The sequence below is a fragment of the Stenotrophomonas sp. STEN033 genome (genome assembly GCF_056856655.1).
Genome location: NZ_JBXFWM010000040.1, coordinates 1 through 22,552 on the forward strand (window position 1 = coordinate 1; position 22,552 = coordinate 22,552).

Below are 22,552 nucleotides of genomic sequence, written 5' to 3' on the forward strand. Positions count from 1 at the left end.
CTACAGGGGGGGGCGGTCGCGACAATGCCGAAGGGTAGTGCCGGGGCCAGCTCGGGCGGGGGGTTGCCCGGATAGACAACCCCCACCCAGGGGGGGCGGGAAAGGGGGGTGGGGGTTCCCCGCCTGGGGGGGCGGGGGCGGGCCCGCACAAAAAAAAAAAAAAAAACCCGCGGACCACGTGACCCGCGCTTGAGACGGCGGGGGAGAGGGTCCCGCCGGCTCTTCACTCAGTAACGCAGGTTCTGCTGCCAGTAGGTTTCGATCTGGCGGACCAGCGTATCCGGCAGCGGCACGTAGTCCAGCTGACGGGCCTGGGCGTCGCCATTGGCATAGATCCAGCGGAAGTATTCGACCGCGGCCTTGGCACCTTCGGCCGTCTTCGGCTGCTTGCGCATCAGGATGAAGTTGGTGGCAGTGATCGGCCAGGCCTGCTCACCCGGGGCGTTGGTCATCACCAGGTAGAAGTCACGCGCGTTCGCCCAGTCTGCGCTGGCGGCAGCAGCCGAGAAGGTTTCGTCACGCGGCTGCACGAAGTTGCCTGCGGCATTCTTCATGCGCGAGAAGGTCAGACGGTTCTGCAGTGCGTAGGAGAACTCGACATAGCCGATCGAGCCCCGGATCTGCTTGACGTAGGCGGCGACGCCTTCGTTGCCCTTGCCGCCGATGCCGACCGGCCATTGGACGCTGGTGCCTTCACCGACGGTGGTCTTCCAGTCGGCGTTGACCTTGGACAGGAAGTTGACGAAGTTGAAGGTGGTGCCCGAACCGTCAGAGCGGTGCACGACGGTGATCTTGGTGTCCGGCAGGGTCAGGCCTGCGTTCAGGGCGACGATCGCCGGATCATTCCACTTGCTGATCTTGCCCAGGAAAATGTTGGCCAGGGTCGGGCCGTCCAGCTTCATCGCACCCGCTTCCACGCCCGGCACGTTGAGCACCGGCACCACGCCGCCGATCACCGACGGGAACTGCACCAGGCCGGCCGAGGCCAGTTCTTCCGGCTTCAGCGGGGCATCGGAGGAACCGAAGTCAACCGTGTTGGCCTTGATCTGGGCAATACCGCCGCCCGAGCCGATGGACTGGTAATTTACGCGCTTGCTGGTGGCGGCGCTGTAATCGGCCGACCACTTCGACATGACCGGGTAGATGAAGGACGCGCCGGCGCCGGTGACATCGGCAGCGTTGGCGGCGAAGACGGACGACGCAGCGAGGATGGCAACGGCTGCGCGCGATTTGATGGCGTGGATCACAAGTGGCTCCTGGGAGGTGTGAATGTGCGGTGAGTTCCGCCCGGCGCCTATTCCATAACGATTTGATGACAGTGCAGCGTCTGTCATATGACGTATGCATGACAGCGTTTCATGAGCTCAGAATACGGCCTTCACCGTGTCCGGCAGCGGGTAGTGCTGGCGTTGTGGAGTGAGGGTGTATCGCTTGGCTGGCAGTGCTGTGCGGGTTTCGCTGCAGTTGCCGCCAGCATCTTCACGTTGTTCGGTGTCCTCGCCGCGTTCGCGGATATACAGGGTCGCCCAACCCTGGGCTGGTGTCGGGCCAACCTCGAGGGTGCGGCTGCGTTGTTGGAATTCGCCGGTGCAGTTGGTGTCCCATTCGCCGCCATTGCTTTGCATGACGATGGGGTTGGTGATTGCCTGCAGGCGGCTGCCGTCGTGGACGAACAACTGCAGCTGTTCCTCACCGAACGGATTGGCACGTGAGGAACCGCTGCGGGTGACGCGCACGCCGAAGGCGCGGGTATCGGCATCGAGCCGATAACGGGCGGTATCCAGGTAGATGCCGTCAACGCGGATCGCATCGCTACTGACAGCGTCGGCCAAGCGCAGGGCGGCCCGCGCCTGCAGGGTGTTGCTGTCGATGACCAGGATGTCCAGGTCGCCAGCCTGCACGTCGCCATTGGCTTCTTCCGGCCCCAGCAGTGGTACCGCGATCAAGGTCAGGCGGGTATCGGCTGGCCAAACCCGGCAGGCGCCACGGCTGGCATCGATGGCCCAACCGGGCCGCGCGGGCAGGATGGCCGTGTCGCGTTGTTGATAGGCCCGGGTGATGCGCGCGGCGGCGTCACCACAGTCCTGGGCGACGCTGGTGAAGGGCAGGGAAAGCAACAGTACGAGCAGGCAGGTGCGCATGGGTCCGTCCATTCGGTGTGCGCTCCACATAATGTGTTGTGGGCGCGACGTGAGCGCCCAAGCTTACACAGCTTCAACCTGCGGAAGCGCTCGTGCCCTGGCCCTTGTAGGAGCGGCGTAAGCCGCGAAGCCGACACACTTCCAGATTGCGACAATCGCCTGCGCATCGGCAGTATCAGCTTCGCGGCTTACGCCGCTCCTACAAAGTCACAGGCGCTGCAACGACGAACGCCCCTTGCGGGGCGTTCGTGCAGTGCATACAGCCGCTGCTTACCAGAAGAACTGCAGGCGGGCTTCCAGGATGTCCGGCTTGTCGCTGACGAACTTCTTGCTGGACGAGGAGTACTTGTTGCTGTCGACCATCACATAGTTCAGCGAGGCCTTGAAGTTGGAACGCCAGTACCAGTTGGCACCCACGGTCCAGATGTCCATCTTGCCGCCCAGCACGCCGTCCACCAGCGGGGTGCCGCCGACCACGGCCGGGGCCTTCAGGCCGCCGTCGTTCAGATCGATGTGATCAAAGCGCGCGCCCAGCTGCCACATGCCACGGCCCGGCTCATCCGGCAGACCCAGGCTCGGGGTGCCGCCCTTGTAGCCCCAGGTCTCGCCGGTGACGTTCCACACGCCACTGATGTAGTAGCCGTCGCTGCTGTAGTTGGCGTGGTCGTAACGCTTGGCCTTGGAGCTGTAGTACTCGCCCTGGGCCTTGAACGGGCCGCGCACGTACATGGCTTCGGCGCCGATGGTGCTCAGGCGGTCGGTGTCCTTCAGGTCGCCGCTATCGACCAGGCGCACGGTGGCCAGGTCGGCGTTCGGGCGGGCGCGCAGGCGCAGCAGATCGGCGTCGGTGTCGTAGTCGACGTAGCTCAGGCCCAGGTGCAGGATGTTGCCCTTCTCATTGATCGGGGCGAAGGTGCCGCGCACGCCATAGCCACTACCATGGGCCAGGTCGCGGGTCAGCTCGCGGCCGAAGGCCGAGGCGGTGACCGACCAGTTGGCATCGCCCATGCCGTAGCCCACGCCGAGGCGGCGGGCAACCGCGTAGGTGTTGGTGACGGTAGCCTTGGAGATGAAGTCGTTGTTCTTGGTGCTGGACAGTTCTTCCAGGCTGTTCGGCTGTTTGAACTGGCCGGCCTGCAGGAAGTGGTTGCTGTTGCCGCCCAGCTTGTACTTGACGTTGGTGTCGAGGAACTTGTCAGCCTTGGCGTCGTAGCCGACCACCCACTCGATGTTGCCCGGGCCCTTGCCCTTCAGCACCAGCTCGGCGCGACGCAGCTCGAATTCGCTGTCCTTGCCGTTCTTGCCGGTGTTGCCGTTCAAGTCGGCCTTGTCATTGCTGAACCAGTTGCCGTCGGCCTGGACCAGGCCTTCGAAGGTGATTTCGGAACCGCCAATAACGTCGATGGCGACTTCAGCGTGTGCAGCCGGCGCGAACAGTGCAGCAGCCACGGCCGCGGTGAGGAGTTGGCGATGCAGTTTCATTGGGTGGGTAGCCTTGCAGGCGGTTGGAGGTTGCTGCGAAGGCTAGGGCGTAAAGATTGCGTAAATGTGACAGTTCGGCGACCAGCTTTGGCCTTGTGGCACAAGGCCCTGCGTATTGGGCCTTGTGGCTGTTACGGGAAAGTGTCGTACAGATGGCAGCCGCCGACGTTCACGCAGCGTCGGCGGTCTTGTCCTTGAAGTGGCAGAGGTCGCGGATCACGCATTGCGGGCAGTCCGGTTTGCGTGCCTTGCAGACATAGCGTCCGTGCAGGATCAGCCAGTGATGTGCATCCTGCAGGAATTCTTCCGGGATGACCTTCATCAAGCCATCCTCGACGGCACGCACATCCTTGCCGGGTGCCAAGCCGGTGCGGTTGGCGACACGGAAGATGTGCGTATCCACCGCCATGGTCGACTGCCCGAAGGCGGTGTTGAGCACAACATTGGCGGTCTTGCGGCCGACGCCGGGGAGGGCTTCCAGTGCGGCACGCTCGGCAGGGACTTCGCCGCCATACTTTTCAACCAGGATCGCGCAGGCGGCAATCACGTTCTTGGCCTTGGCGTTGAACAGGCCAATGGTGGATATGTACGGCTTGAGCCCGTCCTCGCCCAGGGCGAGGATGGCCTGGGCGGTATTGGCGACCGGGAACAGCTTGCGGGTGGCCTTGTTGACGCCGACATCGGTTGCCTGTGCCGACAAGGTCACCGCCACCAGCAGTTCGAACGGTGAGCCGTACTCCAGCTCGGTGGTTGGATGTGGATTGAGCTCACGCAAGCGGGTGAACATTTCCAGCACTTCGGCGGCATTCATGCGTTTGCTGCCACGTGTGGACGTAGCGTTCACCGCCGCGGGCTTTTTTGCCGGAGCCTTCTTTACCGCGATCTTCTTGGCACCGATCTTCTTTGCGGTGGCTTTTTTCGTCGTTGTTTTCTTCACTGCCACTGCCGTCATGTGCCTGACTTCTCTGCCGCTCGTGCCTTGGCCCGGGCCAGGATTGCTGCCGCCGCAGAGGGTAGGGCGGGCTTGCTGTCAGCTGCAGGCGGTGGTGCACGACGCGCCTGCCGCTCGGCATCGCGACGTTCAAGTCGCGCGGCGCGGGCGTGATGGCGCTCACGCGCGGCCCAGGCCGTACGCAGCTGCTGCTGGGCCTGCTGCAACTGCTGTGGCAGCTGCGGGTAGGCGGGATCCAGCCGTTCGTCGCCGGGCTGCGGCAGGTAGTCCATCAGCCCGGCGCGCAGCGCCGCATCCAGATCATCGTCCAGTACGAATTGCAGCAATTGGCGGGGTGTGGCGCTTGGGTTGGACATGGACAACTCAACGATTCTTGAATTCCGGCTTGCGGCGTTCCAGGAAGGCGCTGGTGCCTTCGCGCATGTCGTCGGTGGAGAACACCAGGCCGAACTGCGCGCTTTCATACTCCAATCCTTCCTCGATCCCGCATTCGCCGCCAACGTTGATCGCATCCAGAATGCCGCGCAACGCCAGCGGGGCCGCATTGGCCAACTGCTCTGCCAGCTTGGTGGTCTCTGCTTCCAGCTCGGCGGCCGGCACCACGCGGTTGACCAGGCCCAACTGCTGGGCGCGCTCGGCGCTGATCGGTGCGCCCAGCAGGCAAAGTTCCAGCGCGGCCGCACGGCCGGCCAGACGCAGCAGGCGCTGCGTGCCGCCAAAACCCGGTACCAGGCCCAGGTTGATCTCTGGCTGACCGACCTTGGCGCTGTCGGCGGCGATGCGCAGGTGGCAGGCCATGGCCAATTCCATGCCGCCACCCAGTGCGAAGCCGTTCACCATGGCGATGACGGGCTTGTTCAGGCGTTCGATCCGGCGCATGAGGCGCTGCCCCACCAGCGAAAAGTCACGGCCCTGAACCGGGGTGAGCGTGTTCATTTCCGAGATATCCGCTCCGGCAACGAAGGCTTTGCTGCCAGCGCCGGTCAGGATAATCACTCTTACGTCCTCGGCCAGCGCCGCCTCGGCAAAGGCGGCGTCCAGGGTTTCCAGGGTCAGCCGGTTGAGGGCATTGAGCTTTTCCGGGCGCTGCACGGTGATGGTGCGTACGCCTGCGTGGGTGCTGATCGAAACCGGGGCATCGGACATATAGGGGAAAGCCTCAAAACGTTAAAAAAAAGTGAGGAATGGAACTCTTTGAACCAACGGCGGTCATAGGTGAGCGTCGTCAGTGGCGGACAGCCTTTGTGACGGCTATCCTAACCCGTCGCCTCTAGCGGCATGCTTGCCCTGAGACACCATTCCTGGAGAACTGTTTGATGAAGTTGCGTTCTATCGCGGTCGCCGTGGCCGCCCTGGCCGTCACCGGCACCGCTTTCGCCCAGGACATCGCGTCCGAAAAGGGCAAGCTGAGCTATTACTTCGGCTATGACTACGGCAACAATCTGGCCGAACTCACTGGTCGTGGCGAACAGCTGGACATCGCTTCGGTGGTGAAAGGCCTGCAGGATGCCTACGCCAAGAAGCAGCCGGCAATCACCGCTGACCAGCTGAAGCCCGCCGTTGAAGCGTTCCAGCGTCGTGAGCAGGGCCGTGCCCAGGCTGCCAAGGCCGAGTACGAAAAGGCTGCTGCTGAAAACAAGACCCGTAGTGACCAGTTCATTGCTGCCAACAAGGCCAAGGCCGGCGTGCAGACCCTGGCCAGCGGCGTGCAGTACCGCGTGATCGAAGCCGGTGCCGGTGCCAAGCCGACCCAGGCCAGCACCGTCGCCCTGGAAGTTGCCGGTCCGTTCCCGTACGGCCAGCGTCCGACCGAAGCCCGCCCGGCGCAGTCGATCCCGTCGATCAAGCTGAGCGAAGTCGAGATGGCGGCCATGCGTGAAACCCTGCTGCAGATGCCGGCCGGCGCCAAGTGGGAAGTCACCCTGCCGCCGGACAAGGCCTACGGTGCCGACCCGCGCACCCCGTTCCCGCCGAACGTGGCTGTGCAGTTCGAGATCAAGCTGGTCAGCGTCAAGTAATAGCGCGCCAGTGATGTAATGAAAGCGCCGGTGGCAACACCGGCGCTTTCTTTTTTCCGAATCCGCATTGGTTTGCCGGTAGTGCCGAGCCATGCTCGGCAAAGGCTTTACCCGCGAAATCAGCAGCAGCGTTTCTTCGTCAACGAGCGGTCCAGTGCACGCGCAAGGCCGCGGGGCTGAGCATTGCAAGCTGACTGGTTGCTGGGGCAGTGGCCACCGATGCTGTGTAAAACGAAGAAGAGCCGGCGCCATCGAGGCGCCGACTCTTTTTTCACTCCCGAGCTGATTGTGGACGATCTGCAGGTGCAATTGGTAGCGTCTTGCCGAGCATGGCTCGGCACTGCCTGCACACTATGCGTGATCTGGATTTACGGCGTAGTCACCTTGGCAGCGCAGGTACGTATACCCGCCTGTTCAACTGTACTGATCAGATTGACGGCTTTCAGCGAAGCCGCGGTATCGTTCATGCAACGCAGGTAGAGCGCACGGTTGCCGTTGGCGGTGGTCCGGCACAGGCGGTCCTGCGCCTGCACATTGGCGCCCGCAATCAACCCCGGGTTCTTGAACAACTTTACCCCCGTGTCGCAGCTGCCGATGCGTGCCGTGCCTGCATTCAAGCTCCAGCCTTCGTCGACGAAAGCCGCCAGGGTGAGGTCGACCATGCGTCCGGCGTCGGTGTTGGGGCTGTTGGCTGGCTCCATCAGTGCATCCGGTATCAGCACGCTTTCAAAGTGCGAGAAGGTCGAGCCGCTGGCAACCACGGCCGGGGCGTACAGCAGTGGGCGCCCGCTGGCGTCGGCACCGGCGTAGCGTCCGGCAACCTCTCCCAGCGACGCGGTCAACGCGGTACCGGCCTGTGCGGCAGCCTTGATCAGGTTGGCATCGGCGAGATTGACGCTCAGGGTCGGGATGGTGGCGTTGACGCTGGGGTCTTCGGCCATGCCGGGTGCGGTGCCCGGGTCGCCGGAACTGGCAACATTGCCAATGATCGCCGCGACTGCACCCGCTGCCTGGGCGTTGGCCGCCTTGATCTCGAATGCGCAACCGCCACGATTGATATAGGCAACCTTGCCGCTGAGACTGCCGGCAGGAATCACTTCACAGGCATCCGCGGTATCGGCACCAGTGCCATCGTTGGCAATGGCGACTGCGCCGGCGAAGTTGGCCGGAGTAGCTGGCGGGCCAAACGAGGCCGTGCCGAAGAACTGCGTGACCACGCTGCTGCCGTTGACCGACAGCACCACCGCCGGGTCCAGCCACAGCGGCGTTTGTGCCCTGGTGGTTGCGCCATTCCAGGCCGGTGCGCCACGGGTCTTGATGGATGTAGCGCGCAGCGCGTTGGTCATGCTGGCTTCGGTGAAACGCTTGCCCGACAGGTTGTCGAAGGCGTTCTCGGTATAGACATCCGAATACCCGTAGTACTGCGGGATGCCGATGCGTTCGCCCAGGCGGCCAGTGGTGTAACCGACGAAGCCGGAGAAACCAAGGCCGTGGCCGATCTCATGCATCACCACGTCGAGGAAGCTGACCCGGTCATCGGGTGCTTTGCCGTCCAGGCCGTAATACCAGCCCGAACCGGTCATGCACGGTGTGCCATCGGGATTACTGCCGCCCAGATTGTTGTTGAAGCGGCTGGTGATGTCGGTGCCGGCACTGCTGATGGTGATGCGGCTGCCATTGAGGGCGTTGGCCAACGGGGCGTGGTAGATCATGCCCAGTTCGGTCGCTGTCGGTGGCGTAGTTGCGATCCATGAGGCGCCGGCCGAGCCCAGTGTGCCGCCGGTAGCCGTGCAGGCAAGGTCCTGGAAACTTGCGCCGACGAACGTCTCCACGTCGCTCTGCAATACAGCGCCCCACAGATCGGCGGCGAACTGATAGACGATGCGGCGTTGCTCGCCCACCGTCTTGCCGGGATTGCCGCCTTCCGGTGCGCGCAGGGTGGGGTCGTTGAGGCCCTTGCCAGCAGGGTCCTGGTTGATGGGGGTGATGATGGCGGCGTGCGCGGTGGCGCCGAGCAGGCAGGTGCCGATGACGGCCGAAAGCAGCAAGGTCTTCATTCGGACACCTCCTGCCTGCCATGCGAAAGCGGGTCGCCGTTCTCCAGGATCCGCACTTCGCCAGTGGCAGTGCGTTCGATGCTCAACGAATTCATTGCCGACAGGGGCAGGTCGGCGGTGCTCATGCCGTTGCTCTGTAGCCGTATGGTCTTGGCGGCCTCGGTGCCGGTCTGCGGAATGCGTGCCCACGCGGCGTTGGCTCCGGCGGCGCTGCGGCTTGCCGACGGCATGGCGTTGGCCTTGTCGGAAAGTGCCCTGATTTCAGTATCCGTGAGTTTGCGCAGTTTGCCGGTCTTGGCATCGATGCCGGCAACCATGCCGCTTTCGGTAGGGGAACTTGGGTTGCCGTCCGTTGGCGGCTCATGGGCCTGTACTGAAAGGCTGGCGGTCAAGGCCAGCGCCGATAACAACAAGGAGGGTTTTGCCATTCTCATTTCCGGGCTCCGCTTACAGAGTGAAAAGCGATAAGGCTCCATCCATATGCGGGCGAGGCGGGTGTCGAACAGCCACGCTGATCGAACGCGCGTCATGCGCATCGGATGGTTCGTGTTCCCCCTGTCGGCAATCGGAGTGTGCCCGTAGATGAACCGCCGCTCAACCACAATTTGAACTGCATCACAAAATAAATGTGGACCTTCGGCGAACGGTTTCGCTGAATGGGAGTGGTCGACGTCGCCGACATTGCCATCGTTGCAACGCAAAAGGCGGGCGATCAGCCGCTGGAAGCTGGTTCACAGGGTCCCCCTCGCGCTACGCTAGCGTGATGTTTGAATTGATGGATGCTCCTGCTCGTGTCATCTCCAGCCCCTGTATTGGCATCTGCGCGCTTGATGAGCAGGGCTATTGCCGTGGTTGCTGGCGCAGTGGTGCCGAGATCGGTGGCTGGATGCGCATGAGCGAGGACGAGCGGCGTCGGGTCATGACACAGGAACTACCAGGGCGCTCACGACACGCCGCGGCATTTGCGGATCAGCTGCAGGACCGTGATCGGCTGCAGAAAGCCTTGATGCCACTCACCCAGGCACCCACTGGACAGGGCTGGAACCGTTCCGAACTGGAAGATCTGTTGCCCCCCGGGCCGCCGGTGGAAGCGGCAGTATTGGCGGGACTGGTGCCGCGGCCGCAGGGGACCCAGGTGATATTGACTCGACGCACCGAAGCACTGCGCAACCACGGTGGACAAGTGGGTTTTCCCGGTGGCCGCATCGAAACCGTCGATCGCAACCCCTTGGCCGCCGCTCTGCGCGAGAGTGACGAGGAGATCGCCTTGGCCCGCAGCCAGGTGCTGGCCCTGGGCTACCTGGATCCCTTCATCACCATTACCGGGTTCCGGGTGACGCCGGTAGTCGCGGTGGTGGATCCGGCATTCATTGCGCGGCCTGAGCCCGGCGAGGTGGCCGAGGTCTTTGAAGTACCGCTGGATTACCTGATGGACCCGGCAAATCTGCGAAGGGTGGACATCGAGCATGGCGGACGTGTCCGTCATGTCATGGAATACAGCTGGCCCGGGCAGCGCATCTGGGGCGCGACTGCAGCCATCCTCTACAACCTTCGCCGTCGATTGGAGCAGCAGGCATGAGCGCGACCGCTTATTCGTGGACCACGTTGATTGATGTGGCGGACCTGGCCCACGCCCTGGCCCGACCCGAATGGCGCGTGGTCGACGCACGCGCCACCGCCAGTACCGCGCTGCGGGTGGTCGACGCGCGCTATTCGCTGGCCGACAAAAACGCCGGTGGGGCCGGCTACGCGGCGGGGCATATTCCCGGTGCGATCCATGCCGATCTGGAAAGCGACCTGTCGGACATGCGCAAGCAAGGGCATGGCCGGCATCCACTGCCGGACAGCGAGGTTTTTGCCGCACGCCTCGGCGACTGGGGGATCGGGCCGGATACCCAGGTGGTGGTTTACGATGCGGCCGATGGCAGCATGGCCGCAGCGCGCCTGTGGTGGTTGCTGCGCCTGATCGGCCACCACAAGGTCGCTGTACTTGATGGCGGCCTGGCCGCTTGGCAGGCAGCGGGGCATGCATTGGATGCGACCCCGGCTGCGGTTCCTGCCTTGCCGGCCTACCCCGGGCGGTTTGATATGGCCCAGGTGGTCAGTGTCGATGAAGTGCAGGCGCGCTTGTCACAGACGCCGGCGTGGTTGCTGGACGCGCGTGCCGGCGAGCGTTATCGCGGCGAAGTCGAGCCCTTGGATCCGGTGGCCGGGCATGTGCCGGGAGCGTTGAACCGACCGTTCGGCATGAATCTGCGTGATGGTCGTTTCCGACCCGTGCAGGAGCTGCGTGCGGAATTGGCGCCGCTGCTGTCAGGGCAGGCGCCGGCACAGGTGGCCGTGATGTGCGGTTCGGGGGTTACCGCATGCCATTTGGCGTTGGCGTTCGCGCATGCCGGGATGCCGGGGCTGCGGGTGTTCAGTGATTCCTGGAGTGGCTGGTGCAGCGATGCAGGCAGGCCGGTGGCTACCGCCTGAGTTGTCAGTACGCCGCGTAGTGGGGGCGGTGCCGATGGGTATGAATGCTTCGGGGGAAGCGTGCGTTCATTGAAATGGCTAGCGGTGGCGTTGTTGGCGGCGGTTCTGGGGGCATGCAATGCGCCCGGCAATGGCTTGTCGGGCGATGCTGCGCGTCAATACCTGCGTGATGTGGAGCAGTGGCGGGCGAAGCGTCTGGCCAGCCTGCGTGCGCCCGATGGCTGGCTCAGCTACACCGGTTCCGGCCGCCTCAAGGCCGGGACGTACAGCGTGGGCAGTGCCGCCGCCAATGACGTGGTACTGCCCGGTGGCCCGGCCGAGCTGGGGATGCTGCAGGTGGACCGCGAGGGCCTGGCAACAATCGCTGCGGATGCGCGCGCTGGCGCCCAGATGGCGGGAGAGCCGCTGTTGCGGGCGGTCCTGATTCCCGGCGTCGCCCATGTCAACGAGGCCAGTCGCGTTCAAGTGGGGGACGCGGAGTTCTACCTGGTGCGCACCGGCAGCATCCTGGGGTGGCGTTATCGCGATCCGCAGTCGCCGCGACGGCTGGGATTCAGCGGCATCGAACACTTTCCAGTCGACCCGAAATGGAACATCCGCGCGCAATGGCGGCCGTTCCCGGCACCCAAACAGGCCGTCCTGCTGACCTCGATCGGCACGCCGTTGCCGGCGCTGGTGCCGGGCGAGGCGGTGTTCGAGATTGGCGGGCGCAGCTATCACCTGCAGCCGGTGCTGGATGAGTCCGCACCGCCGTCGCGGCGCTTGTTCTTCCTGCTTTCCGACCGCACCAGCGGCCGCGAGACGTATGGCGGTGCGCGTTATGTGTATGCGGAAATGCCCACGGATGGCGTCGTGGAACTGGACTTCAATCGTGCCGAGAATCCCCCCTGCGCGTTCACCCCGCATGTGGTTTGCCCGATCGCACCTGCGATCAACCGGCTTGATCTGGCGGTGACGGCGGGCGAGAAATTCCAGTACCTGCCGCAGTAGGCAGCTGCCGGGACAGCAGTCAGCCCGGCATTCTCTGCAGCTCGACGGCACGCAGCACCAGCTCCCAGGGGAATAGCGGACCGGGATCGAGTTTGCGTTGCACACTCAGGCTGGAATTGTCGCTGGCAGGTTCCAGGGCGGTATCCAATTGCTCGTGGCCGGCGATGTAGCGCAGTGACGGTACTGCCTGTGGCAACCACTCCAGCAGGCGTACCAGCGCTGCAATCTGCGCTTCCGGGTAGGGCTCGGTCATGGTCTGGTGGTTGGAGTCGAACCAGTTTGGCCAGCGCCCGTTGTTGACCAGCTCGATGCCGATCGAGCGCGGATTGATACCGCGCACGTGGTGGGCCACCCGGTCCAGGGCCACGTATTGCTGGATGCTGCCATCGCGGTCGATGTAGTAATGGCCGCTGTTGCCGCTGCCGTTGTCGTACAGGGCGCGCTCGCCATACTCGCGCGCGGTGGCCAGGTCCGGCAGTTCGGTGCAGTGGATCACCACCAGGTCGATGTCGGTGGGCTTGCGCTGCGCCAGCAGGTGTTCGTAGGGCAGCGGTTTGGCGATGATGGGTGGCGGCAGGTGCATGGGTGGATGCTAGCATTCACCCATGAATTTCCCCATGACCTGCCGCCAGCCATGAGTCGCGGCCACTGCATCCTGTCGCACGGCTTCGAGAGCGGCCCCGACGCCACCAAGGTCACCGCGCTGGCCGAGGTGGCCGAACGCCTGGGCTGGAGCCACGAACGCCCGGATTACACCGACCTGGACGCCAGGCACGAGATCAGCCGGGTCGGCGATGTGCCGGCGCGCCTGCAGCGGCTGGTCGAACGCGCGGCCGAGATGGCGGCGCGTGGCCCGCTGGTGCTGGGCGGATCCAGCCTGGGCGCCTATATCTCGGCGATCACCTCGCTGCAGGTGCCGGTGGCCGGGCTGTTCCTGATGGTGCCGCCCACCACGATGGGTCCGATGCCGGCGCTGGACGCGGCGTCGGTGCCGATCAGCGTGGTCCACGCCTGGAACGACGAGCTGATCCCGGCCGCCGACGTGATCGCCTGGGTCGCCGAGCGCAGGGCGCGGCTGCTGCTGGTCGATGACGGCCACCGCCTGATGCGCCATGTGGACGCCTCGGCGCAGGCCTTCGAGGCCTTGCTGCGCGGTTTGTGAACGCCGCCGCCGGCCGATTCCGACGGCGCGGCGGGCAACTGCCTACAATAGCGGCCCTGGATGCCCCGGGGCCGGCCACCGTGCCTGCCCGCCTGGCTGGCCCGATTCCCTCTTCGAAAGTTGATATCTCCCGTGAATTTCTTTGTTTCCTGCGCCAAGGGCCTTGAATACCTGCTCGCCGACGAACTGCTGGCGATGGGCCTGCCGCGGGCGACCGCCACCATTGCCGGCGTCAATGCCGAGGGCGAGCTGCGCGACGCGCAGCGGGTGGTGCTGTGGTCGCGCCTGGCCAGCCGCGTGCTGTGGCCGCTGCAGGAATTCGACTGCCCGGACGAGAACTCGCTGTACCAGGGCGTGGCGGCAATGCCGTGGGACCAGCACATCAGCCCGGAGCTGACCTTGTCGGTGGACGCGCATGTGTCCGGCACCGCCATTACCCACGCGCGCTTTGCCGCGCAGCGGGTCAAGGACGGCGTGGTCGACAGCCTGCGTGACCAGGGCATGGAGCGGCCGTCGGTGAACGTCGAGTTCCCGGATGTGCGCATCAACCTGTCGCTGCGCAAGGGCAGGGCCACCATCTCCATCGACCTGGGCGGTGGCCCGATGCACCGCCGTGGTTGGCGCATGGCGCAGAACGACGCGCCGCTGAAGGAAAACCTGGCTGCCGCCGTGCTGCTGCGCGCCAACTGGCCGAAGATCCATGCCGAAGGCGGTGGCCTGCTCGACCCGATGTGCGGCAGCGGCACCTTGCTGATCGAAGGCGCCTTGATGGCCGCCGATGTTGCGCCGGGCCTGCAGCGCCACGGCAGCATCCCGCCCAGCCGCTGGCGTGGTTTTGACCAGGCGCAGTGGAAGGAACTGATGGCCGAAGCGCGCGAGCGCGAGCAGGCCGGTCGTGCCGCGCTCAAGCAGGTCATCCACGGCAGCGACATCGATCCGGCGGCAATCCGTGCGGCCAAGGAAAACGCCGAGGTGGCGGGCGTCAGCGAGGCCATCTGGTTCGGCGTGCGGGACGTGGCCGACGTGCAGGTGCCGCCGCAGGAAACCGGCTGCGTGGTCTGCAATCCCCCTTACGATGAACGCCTGGCCGCCGACACCGTGCTGTATCGCCGTATTGGTGATGCGCTCAAGCGTGCGGTGCCCACCTGGCGTGCAAGCCTGCTGTGCGGCAGCGCCGACCTGGCCTTCGCCACCGGCCTGCGTGCGGCCAAGAAGTACCAGATGTTCAATGGCGCCATCGAATGCGCGCTGATCGTCTGTGACCCGATTGCCGTGCCCGAGCGCGAGAACGCCGGCCAGCCGCGCGAACTCAGCGAAGGCGCGCAGATGGTGGCCAACCGCCTGCGCAAGAACCTGAAGAAGTACAAGAACTGGTTGTCGCGCGAGGGCATCACCTGCTTCCGCGCCTACGATGCCGACCTGCCGGAATACGCGGCCGCCATCGACGTCTACCGCGAGGACGGTGGCAAGAACCGCACCTTCCTGCATGTGCAGGAATATGCCGCACCGGCCACCATTCCGGACGTGGACGTGCGCCGTCGCCGCAATGAACTGCTGGCTGCCGCGCGCGAGGTATTCCAGGTGCCGGCCGAGCAGGTCGCGCTGAAGTCACGTGAGCGTGGCAAGGGCGGCAGCAAGTATGGTCGTTTCGAGCAGCGCGGCGAGTTCATCCTGGTGCGCGAGAACGATGCGCTGCTGCGGGTGAATCTGTTCGATTACCTGGACACCGGCCTGTTCCTGGACCACCGCCCGCTGCGCACGCACATGGCGCAGGAAGCGCGCGGCAAGCGCTTCCTCAACCTGTTCTGCTACACCGGCGTGGCCAGCGTGGAAGCGGCAGTTGCTGGCGCCAGCTCGACCACCAGCGTGGATCTGTCCGGTACCTACCTGCAATGGTGTGCCGACAACCTCGCGCTCAACGGCAAGGGCGGCAGCCAGCACACCCTGGTGCAGGCCGATGCGGTGACCTGGCTGGAAGCGGAGAAAAACCGTTACGACGTGATCTTCTGCGACCCGCCGACCTTCTCCAACTCGGCGCGTGCCGACGATTTCGACATCCAGCGCGAGCATGTGCGCCTGCTGCGTGCAGCGATGGCGCGTCTGACTTCCGATGGCGTGCTGTATTTCTCCAACAACTTCCGCCGCTTCAAGCTGGAAGAGAACGCCATTGCCGAGTTCGCGCATTGCCGCGAAATCTCCGCGCAGACCATCGGCCCGGATTTCGAGCGCAACGCCCGCATCCACCGCGCCTGGGAACTGCGCCGGGTCTAAACCGCCGCACCTGTAGTGCCGAGCCATGCTCAGCGCTCGCCGGTAGTGCCGAGCCATGCTCGGCAGAGGCCTGCCCGATAAAACCGCCGCCCACCGTGCTCCCTCCCGTTCGCGCAGCGAAGGGGAGCTGGAGAGGTGTTTTTTTGATTTGCTCGGTAATGCCCCAGCCGAGCATGGCTCGGCGCTACCGGTGCTCCCTCCCTTTCGCGCAGCGAAGGGGAGGGCTGGAGAGGGGTGCTTTTGCTTTGCTCGGCAATGCCCCAGCCGAGCATGGCTCGGCACTACCATGCTCCCTCCCTTTCGCGCAGCGAAGGGGAGGGCTGGGGAGGGGTGCTTCTCGCCCTGGCTGGTAACGTCCCAGCCGAGCATGGCTCGGCTCTACAGAAGGCTTGCTGCCGCCAATCCGGCTACCGGCAACACCCACGCCAAAGGGGCTATCCAGCGCGGCCGGTAGGGGTACAGGCCGAAAGCCAATAGCAGGCCGGCGACCGTCATCGCACCCAACCACCACACCGGCCCCAGCGCCCAGCCGTGTCGCCACACGCACAGCGCGAATGCGGCGGTCAGCAGGCCCCAGCCTAACCAGCGCCACAGCTGCATGCGTGCAGTGCTCGCAGCAGCCTTGCCGTAAAGGTCCAACTGGTGCTTTTCCATCGCAAAGGACAGCGCAACAAAGGCGGCGAACGACATACCCAGGACAAGCAGCATCATGCGCTCGCCTCCGCAGCCGCTTGTTGCCTGCGCTTTTTCTCCGCGGCACTCAACGGTGGCTGCCAGTGCTGCATGCGCCAGCCGCAGTAGGCCAGCATCGCGCCGAAGGCGATCATGCACAGGTCGAAGCTGGCCAATACCCAGTCGCCGGCGGCAATGCTCGCGCCAAGATGCGCATTCGTGGTCGAGGCATTGAGCAGGGGGATCAGCGCGAACAAGGCTGCGCCGACATACAGCTGCCAGGCCCACATCATCCGCTTGGGCCAGACGAAAGCCGCCAGCAGGGCAGCGCCCCAGGCCCAGAAGAACACATTGGCCTCTGCAGCCGAACGTTCGGCCAGTTGCACAGGCAACAAGCGGTTGCCCCAGAAATAAGCGGCGAAGGCGACCGGCAAACCGGCGACGGCACCAATGTTCAAGGCATCGACCAGGCGCAGGCCGAAACCGGTCTTGCCGGACTTGGCATGCTTGGGCCGCTCCTTCACCGCCCACAGCACCACGCCGCTTGCCACCATCAGGCAGCCGATCAGGCCGGACAGGAAGAACAGGGCGCGCAGCCCCCAGTCCGCGAAGCGTGCCAGGTGCAGGCCGTACATCACGCCACGCGTCTGCGTCGCGCCACCGGCGCCAGGGCTGGCTTCCAGCAACTGGCCGCTGACTGCGTCATAGCGCAGCGAAGGCGTGTCTATCGACGGGCGCTTCCCATCGCGCTGCTGGATGTCGACCACCGCGTTCGCCGCGCCGGGCCGGTACACAGTGAAGCCGGCGATATCGGCGCCGTTCCACTGCTTGCGCGCGCTGTCCATCAATTGCTGGATCGGCACGGGCACCGCCGTGCCTTGTGCCGGGGATTCCACTTCGGCCATGCGCGCGAAGGCTTCGCTGAAGAAGGCGTCCTCGTCGTTCGGATAGGCCGATTTCACGCCCCACGGCAGGTACAGGAACATCAAGGTGACGATGCCGGTGTAGGTGATCATGGCGTGGTAGGGCAGTGCCATCACCGCGCTGACGTTGTGGAAATCCAGCCAGGAGCGCAGTCCCTTCTGCGGGCGGAAGGTGAAGAAGTCTTTGAAAATCTTCTTGTGGGTGATGACGCCGCTGATGATGGCCACCAGCATGAACATCGCGCAGAAACCGACGATGTAGCGTGCCCAGATCACCGGGATGTAGTGCAGGTCAAAATGCAGGCGATAGAAGAAATCGCCACCACGGGTTTCGCGCGCACTGACTTCCTGGCCGGTGTTGGCATCGAGGGTGGCGTCGCCAAAGCGGCCGCCGCCACGACGGCGACGCTTCTCACCCTCGGCTGGCGGTTTGACCATGGATTCGGGGTTGCGCCAGAACGTGCGCATGGTCGGATTGCGTGTGTCGGGCAAACTGACATTCCAGCTTTCGGCTTGCGGTGCCTTGTGCTGCAGGAAGGCCAGTGCATTGGCGGCGGCCTGGTCGGCACTGACCGTGCTGCGCGGCAGCTCAGGCCGCATCCAGCGGCTGATCTCCTCGCGGTAATAGCTGGCGGTGCCAGCCATGAAGATCAGCAGCAGCAACCAACCGACCAGCAAACCGGTCCATGTATGCAGCCACGCCATCGATTGGCGGAATCCGTTCTTCATGCGGCAGCTCCCAACCACTGGGTACCCAGCCACAACAGCGCGGTCGGGACCAGGATGCCGACCCAGGCACGCAAAGCGCTGCGGGTGGCGAACGCCCACAACGCGGCGCAGGCGCACAACACGATAGCGACCAGCATGCCGGTCAGCACCGCCTGGCTGCGGGCGATCGGCAAGGCCACCGCGAAGAACATCGAACAAGTGGCGGCCAAGGCATAGCCGCCAACGATGGCGGCCAGCGAGCGCGACAACACACCCAGCCAGGGGCGTGCGAGGAAACTGCCAAAACGGGTGTACCAGGGGCTGGCGAGAGGCGTGCTGTCCACGGAGACCTGCATAGTCGGATCAATACGGACGCCACCGGCGGTGCCGGTGGCGTGGTGTAAGTCGGCCGTCCCTGGCCGCCACTGCGTCGCAGTGGTTTCCCTGGAGGGATCAGAGCTTCCAGCGCAGGGTCAGCAGCACATTGCGCGGCTCACCCCAGTACACGCCGTTGTAGAAGCCCACGTTGCTGAAGTACGCCTTGTCCAGCAGATTGTTGACGTTGAGCTGGGCACTGAAGTTCTGGTTGAAGCGGTAGCCCGCCGACAGGTTCAGCAGGTAGAACGAGTCCTGGGTGATGCGCGCACTTACGGTGCGGCCACTGGTCAGGTAGTCGGCGGCGGGCTTGCTGCTGTTGCGCCAGATTTCGCTCTGCCAGGTGGCGCCGCCGCCCAGCCAGAAGCGACCTTCGGCACCGCCCGGACGCCAGCTGGTGTTGAGGCGGAAGGTGTCCACCGGGGTGGTGGTGTTCTGGCGAACGCCTGCCTGGCTGTAAGTGGTGGTATGGGCGAAGCCGGCCGACAGGTTCCAATGCTCGCCCAGGCTGCCCTGTGCTTCGACTTCCCAACCCTTGACCTTGTTGCCCTTGCCGGTGGAACGGTAGGCGCTGGAACCATCGGGCAACGAGTTCACCGGTACGCTGTCGTCCAGTTCGGCGACGTTGTCCTTGACGCCCTTGAACATGGCGGCCGAGGTACTGAGCAGGCCATCAAAGAATTCAGCCTTGAAGCCGGCTTCCCACATGTCGCCGACCACCGGCTCCAGGTAGCTGTTGTTCTTGTCGCGGTAGTTCTGCGGCTGGAAGATGTCGGTATAGCTGGCGTAGGCGCTGAAGTACTTGTTGATGTCGTAGATCAGGCCAAGATACGGGGTAAGCGTGTTCTCCGGCTTGTAGCCAGTGCGGGTGGTACCGGTGCGGTTGCCGGCGGTGTCGTAGCTGTAACGCCAGGTCTTGGTCTCCCAGGTGCTGTAGCGGGCACCGGCGACGGCCAATAGAGGGTCAGCCAACTGCAGGCGGGCGGCGACATAGGCAGCGCGCTGCTTCAATTCATCTTCCGAACCCAGGTAGCCGTTGCGGACGATCGGCAGTTCCGGGATGTTGCCGGTCCAGTTGCGCCAGTCCGGCACCTGCGCGTAGTCGTCGGGATAGTCGGGGATGGTGATGGACGGGTACTCGCCCTTGCGCACGGACTCGCCCAGACCGAACACCAGCTCGTGCTCGCGGCCGAACAGTTTGAAGTTGCCACCGACGTTCACGTCGAACACATCCATCGTGCTCTGTTCGGCGAAGTGAGAGAGGTAGGCGGTGACGCCGGTGCCATCCGGGCGCGGGAAGCCATTGGCGCCGTACCAGACGCTGCCATCGGTTTCACGGTCGGCGTGGGTGAAGCTGCCCTTCAATGCCCAGCCGGCGCGGAGCTGCTGCTCGATGCGGGCAAAACTGGTCTTCTCGACGATCGGCCACTGGCTCCACGACGCCGACAGGTTGGTTGAGCGCGGCAGCTTGGCCGGCTTGCCGTCCACACCCCAGTAAGGCACCACGCCCCAGGTCACGCCGGAGGTCTCGGGCGACTGGTACTCGTAGCCGAGCTCAAGCAGGGTGCTGTTGCTGACGTCGGCCTGGATGATGCCGTAGAACACATTCTTGTCGAGTTTGTAGACATCGCGGAACGAATCGCTTTGCTGCTTGGCAGCGACCGCGCGGGCACGGATGCGACCGTCCCAGGCCACCGGGCCGCCGATGTCGAACTCCATGCGCTGGTTGCCCCAACGGCCGAGCGTCAGGTTGGCACCCATCTGCACGGTATCGGTGGGACGCTTGCGCACGAAGCTGATGGTGCCGGACGGATCGCCTGCACCGGTAGTCAGGCCGGTGGCGCCACGCACCACTTCGATGCGCTCGTAGATCACGTTGTCGGTATTGGTCTTGATCGACCCACCAAACGTGTTGAGCATGCCGTCGACCTGGAAATTGGTGATGTTGTAGCCGCGCGAGACGTAGTTGATGCGCTCGCTGTCGGTGACAGACACATGCACGCCGGTAACCTGGCCCATCACGTCGGACAGCGAGAACAGACCCATGTCGTCCAGCCGCTGACGGGTGATGACAGTGACCGACTGCGGCGTCTGACGCAGTGACAGGTCCAGCTTGGTCGCGGTCTTGGCGTGCTTGACGGTATAGGAGTTCGCCAGCTCGCCTTCGGCGACGACCTTCACGGCATCCAGCGTGGTTGCATTGTCTGCAGGTGCTTCTGCGTGCGCGGAAGCCGGATTGCCAGCCAGAGCGACCGCCAGCGCGGTCGATAGCAGTGAAAGCGAAAGCGGAGTGGTTGCACGGGGGTTATGCATCGGCGTTTCCTGAGTGGCGAAAGTGGTGCGGCCAACAGGAGGAGTGCCCACGGCTCTGCTACACGACTGGCGTGTGAGGTGCCGGAAGAGGTTTCCCGCGTGCTGCCCGCATGCGCTGCGCGTTCGCTCATTGGCGTCGCGCGGCTTGGTATCTATCGGGGGTACACGGGGCTTGGCGGGTGGATGCAGTGCATCGCTGCCGCGAGGGGCTGGGCGTACGGCCTAGTTCGTAACGATAACCATTCTTATTTATGAGGGCAAGCTAAATTGTCTTTTGAGAGTGTTGAACTTTCTGGAGTGCGATGTTTTCGCGGAGGAAAGTGATCTCTCGGTGCTGCCATGGATCGCGTTGTGCATCGTGGCAAGTGTTAAAAAAAGCCATGGATTGCTTGTGGGAACGGCGTAAGCCGCGAGGCTCACAAGCTGTCCAATCACTGGCTCGATCGAAATCCGGAGATGTGGTTGGAATGCACGGGTTGCAGGACATGTATCGTCCGGATGGGATCTCAGCTTCGCGGCTTGCGCCGCTCCCACAAGAAGCGCGGCTGGTATAGGAGCGGCGTCAGCCGCGAAGCTCACGATCTGTCCAATCACCGGTTCGGTTGCAATCTGGAAATGCGCTTGGCTCGTACGGATCGCGGAAACGCGGTGGCCTGACAGGGAACCGGCTTCGCGGCTTACGCCGCTCCCACAAGCGTTGCCGGTCCTACCGTGGCGGGGTCAGAACTTCAGCCAGCCGGTCAGGGCATGCAGCAGCAGGCCGATCAGGCCGCCTACCAGCGTCCCGTTGAAACGGATGTACTGCAGGTCGCGGCCGACGCTGAGCTCCAACTGTTCGACCAGCTTCTTTTCATCCCATGCCTTCACGGTCTGGGCGATATGGTTGGTGACGCCGCTGCGCAGGCGGTTGGTCAGCTTTTCCGCGCCCGCCAGCATGTGCTGGTTCAGCGCGTCGCGCAGGGCCGGATCGCTGCCGATGCTGGTGCCCAGCTTGCCAAGGCTGCGTTCCAGGTGGCCGGCCAGCACCGACTCTTCGCGGGACAGGTCGGTGCGCAGATAGTCATGCACGCGCTGCCACAAGCCCTGCACATATTCCTGCACAGCTGGGTGATCGATCACCTGCTGCTTCAGTGCGTCCACTTTCGCAGCCAAGGCGGGATCGTCGCGCAGGCGGCGGATGTAATCGGCGATCCATGCAGCGTAGTCCTGCCGCAGTGGATGCTCGGGCTGCGACAGGATCGCCTGCAGCTCTTCCAGACCGGCGCGCGCCAGCCTGTCGGCCAGTGAATCGCCGATCTCGTCGATGGGCTTGACCCAATCCACGGTGCTGGCCAGCTTGGGCCATTCCTTGCGGATGTAACGCACGATCAAGGCCGAGGCTTGTTGTCGTACCTTGTCGTTGTCCAGCCAATGGGCGATGCGGGTAAGCCCTTCATCGAGCACGCGCTGGTGGCGGTTGTCGGCAGTCAGCAGACCCAGCAGTTCACCTGCGGTTCCCGCAGCGTTCCATTGCCTCAGCTGCGCCACCACGAAGCCCTGGATGGAACGACGCACTGCCGCCTCGTCGAGCAGGTCCAATGCCTGCACCGCCCAGCCGCGTGCCATCCCGGCCAGCATCCTGGCCTGCGCCGGTTGCGCCAGCCATTCGCCCAGGCGGGTGGCGGGGTCGAACACCTTCAGCTTGGCCAGCAGTGCTTCCGGCTCCAGGAAATGGTCGCGGACGAACACCGCCAGGCTGTCGGCGATGCGTTCCTTGTTGCGCGGAATGATGGCCGTATGCGGAATCGGCAGGTTCAGCGGTCGCCGGAACAAGGCCACGACCGCGAACCAGTCCGCCAGGGCGCCCACCGTGGCCGCCTCACAGAAGGCACCCACCCACGCCCAAATGCCGCGTTCGCCGTTGATGTGGCTGACGACGAAGCCCGCCAGCATCGCCAGCAGCATTGCCACCGCGTACAACTTGAGGCGGCGCAACTGCGCGCGGCGCGGATCGTCCTGTGGGCTCACGGC

At 64.4% G+C, this 22,552-nt stretch carries 20 protein-coding genes; 6 read left to right on the forward strand and 14 right to left on the reverse strand.

Annotated features, from left to right (window positions below; translation table 11 throughout):
- Positions 1–227: 227 nt before the first annotated feature.
- The 6 genes from pstS to AC1VXC_RS13630 form a co-directional block, all read right to left on the reverse strand.
- Entirely contained in the window at positions 228–1,247 is a 1,020-nt protein-coding gene (pstS, locus tag AC1VXC_RS13605; RefSeq protein ID WP_313169419.1) for a phosphate ABC transporter substrate-binding protein PstS, read from the reverse strand.
- 117 nt (positions 1,248–1,364) lie between these two features.
- Positions 1,365–2,141 (reverse strand): PA3715 family protein, encoded by a 777-nt coding sequence (locus tag AC1VXC_RS13610; protein ID WP_481538927.1) that lies wholly within the window; start codon positions 2,139–2,141, stop codon positions 1,365–1,367.
- A gap of 270 nt (positions 2,142–2,411) precedes the next feature.
- Positions 2,412–3,623 (reverse strand): OprO/OprP family phosphate-selective porin, encoded by a 1,212-nt coding sequence (locus tag AC1VXC_RS13615; RefSeq protein ID WP_481538926.1) that lies wholly within the window; start codon positions 3,621–3,623, stop codon positions 2,412–2,414.
- Positions 3,624–3,792: 169 nt separating this feature from the next.
- Entirely contained in the window at positions 3,793–4,506 is a 714-nt protein-coding gene (nth, locus tag AC1VXC_RS13620) for an endonuclease III (protein WP_481538929.1), read from the reverse strand.
- 65 nt (positions 4,507–4,571) lie between these two features.
- Positions 4,572–4,931: a hypothetical protein gene (locus AC1VXC_RS13625; protein ID WP_313169424.1), complete on the reverse strand. Its 360-nt coding sequence runs from the start codon at positions 4,929–4,931 to the stop codon at positions 4,572–4,574.
- A 7-nt stretch (positions 4,932–4,938) separates the two neighbouring features.
- Entirely contained in the window at positions 4,939–5,721 is a 783-nt protein-coding gene (locus AC1VXC_RS13630; protein WP_313169425.1) for an enoyl-CoA hydratase/isomerase family protein, read from the reverse strand.
- Positions 5,722–5,891: 170 nt separating this feature from the next.
- Between AC1VXC_RS13630 and AC1VXC_RS13635 the strand changes: the two genes are divergently transcribed.
- A complete protein-coding gene (locus AC1VXC_RS13635) occupies positions 5,892–6,593 on the forward strand; it encodes an FKBP-type peptidyl-prolyl cis-trans isomerase N-terminal domain-containing protein (protein ID WP_313169427.1) in 702 nt (233 codons plus the stop codon).
- A gap of 368 nt (positions 6,594–6,961) precedes the next feature.
- On the opposite strand, the gene AC1VXC_RS13640 is transcribed toward AC1VXC_RS13635, so the two are convergent.
- Positions 6,962–8,650, reverse strand: coding sequence for a PA domain-containing protein (locus AC1VXC_RS13640; RefSeq protein ID WP_481538925.1), 1,689 nt, complete (start codon positions 8,648–8,650; stop codon positions 6,962–6,964).
- A complete protein-coding gene (locus tag AC1VXC_RS13645; protein ID WP_313494217.1) occupies positions 8,647–9,186 on the reverse strand; it encodes a post-PEP-CTERM-1 domain-containing protein in 540 nt (179 codons plus the stop codon). The genes AC1VXC_RS13640 and AC1VXC_RS13645 overlap by 4 nt, the downstream gene beginning before the upstream one ends.
- 239 nt (positions 9,187–9,425) lie before the next feature.
- Here AC1VXC_RS13645 and AC1VXC_RS13650 point away from each other — a divergent pair, with 239 nt between their 5' ends.
- From AC1VXC_RS13650 to AC1VXC_RS13660, 3 genes are all read left to right on the forward strand, one after another.
- Positions 9,426–10,229 (forward strand): CoA pyrophosphatase, encoded by an 804-nt coding sequence (locus AC1VXC_RS13650; protein WP_313169442.1) that lies wholly within the window; start codon positions 9,426–9,428, stop codon positions 10,227–10,229.
- Entirely contained in the window at positions 10,226–11,128 is a 903-nt protein-coding gene (locus AC1VXC_RS13655; protein WP_481538923.1) for a sulfurtransferase, read from the forward strand. The genes AC1VXC_RS13650 and AC1VXC_RS13655 overlap by 4 nt, the downstream gene beginning before the upstream one ends.
- Positions 11,129–11,197: 69 nt before the next feature.
- Positions 11,198–12,118, forward strand: a complete 921-nt coding sequence (locus tag AC1VXC_RS13660; RefSeq protein ID WP_313169445.1) for a DUF1684 domain-containing protein — start codon at positions 11,198–11,200, stop codon at positions 12,116–12,118.
- Positions 12,119–12,137: 19 nt separating this feature from the next.
- Here the strand turns inward: AC1VXC_RS13660 and AC1VXC_RS13665 are convergent, their stop codons facing one another.
- Complete coding sequence (locus AC1VXC_RS13665; protein WP_481538922.1) at positions 12,138–12,701, reverse strand: N-acetylmuramoyl-L-alanine amidase; 564 nt, start codon at positions 12,699–12,701, stop codon at positions 12,138–12,140.
- A gap of 51 nt (positions 12,702–12,752) precedes the next feature.
- Here AC1VXC_RS13665 and AC1VXC_RS13670 point away from each other — a divergent pair, with 51 nt between their 5' ends.
- The gene (locus tag AC1VXC_RS13670) at positions 12,753–13,280 is read left to right on the forward strand and encodes a hypothetical protein (protein ID WP_481538928.1); all 528 of its coding nucleotides are present in this window, start codon (positions 12,753–12,755) and stop codon (positions 13,278–13,280) included.
- A 132-nt stretch (positions 13,281–13,412) separates the two neighbouring features.
- Positions 13,413–15,551 (forward strand): bifunctional 23S rRNA (guanine(2069)-N(7))-methyltransferase RlmK/23S rRNA (guanine(2445)-N(2))-methyltransferase RlmL, encoded by a 2,139-nt coding sequence (gene rlmKL / locus AC1VXC_RS13675; protein WP_312918089.1) that lies wholly within the window; start codon positions 13,413–13,415, stop codon positions 15,549–15,551.
- 378 nt (positions 15,552–15,929) lie between these two features.
- Here the strand turns inward: rlmKL and AC1VXC_RS13680 are convergent, their stop codons facing one another.
- From AC1VXC_RS13680 to AC1VXC_RS13700, 5 genes are all read right to left on the reverse strand, one after another.
- Positions 15,930–16,262, reverse strand: coding sequence for a DUF3325 domain-containing protein (locus AC1VXC_RS13680; protein WP_481538921.1), 333 nt, complete (start codon positions 16,260–16,262; stop codon positions 15,930–15,932).
- Positions 16,259–17,875, reverse strand: coding sequence for a PepSY-associated TM helix domain-containing protein (locus AC1VXC_RS13685; protein WP_481538920.1), 1,617 nt, complete (start codon positions 17,873–17,875; stop codon positions 16,259–16,261). The genes AC1VXC_RS13680 and AC1VXC_RS13685 overlap by 4 nt, the downstream gene beginning before the upstream one ends.
- On the reverse strand, positions 17,872–18,198 hold the full coding sequence (locus tag AC1VXC_RS13690; RefSeq protein WP_481538919.1) for a DUF3649 domain-containing protein: 327 nt from the start codon (positions 18,196–18,198) through the stop codon (positions 17,872–17,874). The genes AC1VXC_RS13685 and AC1VXC_RS13690 overlap by 4 nt, the downstream gene beginning before the upstream one ends.
- Positions 18,199–18,307: 109 nt before the next feature.
- Positions 18,308–20,542, reverse strand: a complete 2,235-nt coding sequence (locus AC1VXC_RS13695; RefSeq protein WP_481538918.1) for a TonB-dependent siderophore receptor — start codon at positions 20,540–20,542, stop codon at positions 18,308–18,310.
- Positions 20,543–21,262: 720 nt separating this feature from the next.
- Positions 21,263–22,549 (reverse strand): DUF445 domain-containing protein, encoded by a 1,287-nt coding sequence (locus AC1VXC_RS13700; protein ID WP_481538917.1) that lies wholly within the window; start codon positions 22,547–22,549, stop codon positions 21,263–21,265.
- Positions 22,550–22,552 lie beyond the last annotated feature (3 nt).

What these genes read in the sequence shown, in the direction of transcription:
- AC1VXC_RS13685 (WP_481538920.1), bottom strand. Translation starts at nt 17,875, where the DNA reads ATGAAGAACGGATTCCGCCAATCGATGGCGTGGCTGCATACATGGACC.
- AC1VXC_RS13680 (WP_481538921.1), bottom strand. Translation starts at nt 16,262, where the DNA reads ATGATGCTGCTTGTCCTGGGTATGTCGTTCGCCGCCTTTGTTGCGCTG.
- AC1VXC_RS13615 (WP_481538926.1), bottom strand. Translation starts at nt 3,623, where the DNA reads ATGAAACTGCATCGCCAACTCCTCACCGCGGCCGTGGCTGCTGCACTG.
- AC1VXC_RS13645 (WP_313494217.1), bottom strand. Translation starts at nt 9,186, where the DNA reads ATGCGCATGACGCGCGTTCGATCAGCGTGGCTGTTCGACACCCGCCTC.
- AC1VXC_RS13665 (WP_481538922.1), bottom strand. Translation starts at nt 12,701, where the DNA reads ATGCACCTGCCGCCACCCATCATCGCCAAACCGCTGCCCTACGAACAC.
- AC1VXC_RS13650 (WP_313169442.1), top strand. Translation starts at nt 9,426, where the DNA reads ATGGATGCTCCTGCTCGTGTCATCTCCAGCCCCTGTATTGGCATCTGC.
- AC1VXC_RS13630 (WP_313169425.1), bottom strand. Translation starts at nt 5,721, where the DNA reads ATGTCCGATGCCCCGGTTTCGATCAGCACCCACGCAGGCGTACGCACC.
- AC1VXC_RS13655 (WP_481538923.1), top strand. Translation starts at nt 10,226, where the DNA reads ATGAGCGCGACCGCTTATTCGTGGACCACGTTGATTGATGTGGCGGAC.
- AC1VXC_RS13640 (WP_481538925.1), bottom strand. Translation starts at nt 8,650, where the DNA reads ATGAAGACCTTGCTGCTTTCGGCCGTCATCGGCACCTGCCTGCTCGGC.
- AC1VXC_RS13625 (WP_313169424.1), bottom strand. Translation starts at nt 4,931, where the DNA reads ATGTCCAACCCAAGCGCCACACCCCGCCAATTGCTGCAATTCGTACTG.
- AC1VXC_RS13695 (WP_481538918.1), bottom strand. Translation starts at nt 20,542, where the DNA reads ATGCATAACCCCCGTGCAACCACTCCGCTTTCGCTTTCACTGCTATCG.
- AC1VXC_RS13610 (WP_481538927.1), bottom strand. Translation starts at nt 2,141, where the DNA reads ATGCGCACCTGCCTGCTCGTACTGTTGCTTTCCCTGCCCTTCACCAGC.
- AC1VXC_RS13635 (WP_313169427.1), top strand. Translation starts at nt 5,892, where the DNA reads ATGAAGTTGCGTTCTATCGCGGTCGCCGTGGCCGCCCTGGCCGTCACC.
- AC1VXC_RS13670 (WP_481538928.1), top strand. Translation starts at nt 12,753, where the DNA reads ATGAGTCGCGGCCACTGCATCCTGTCGCACGGCTTCGAGAGCGGCCCC.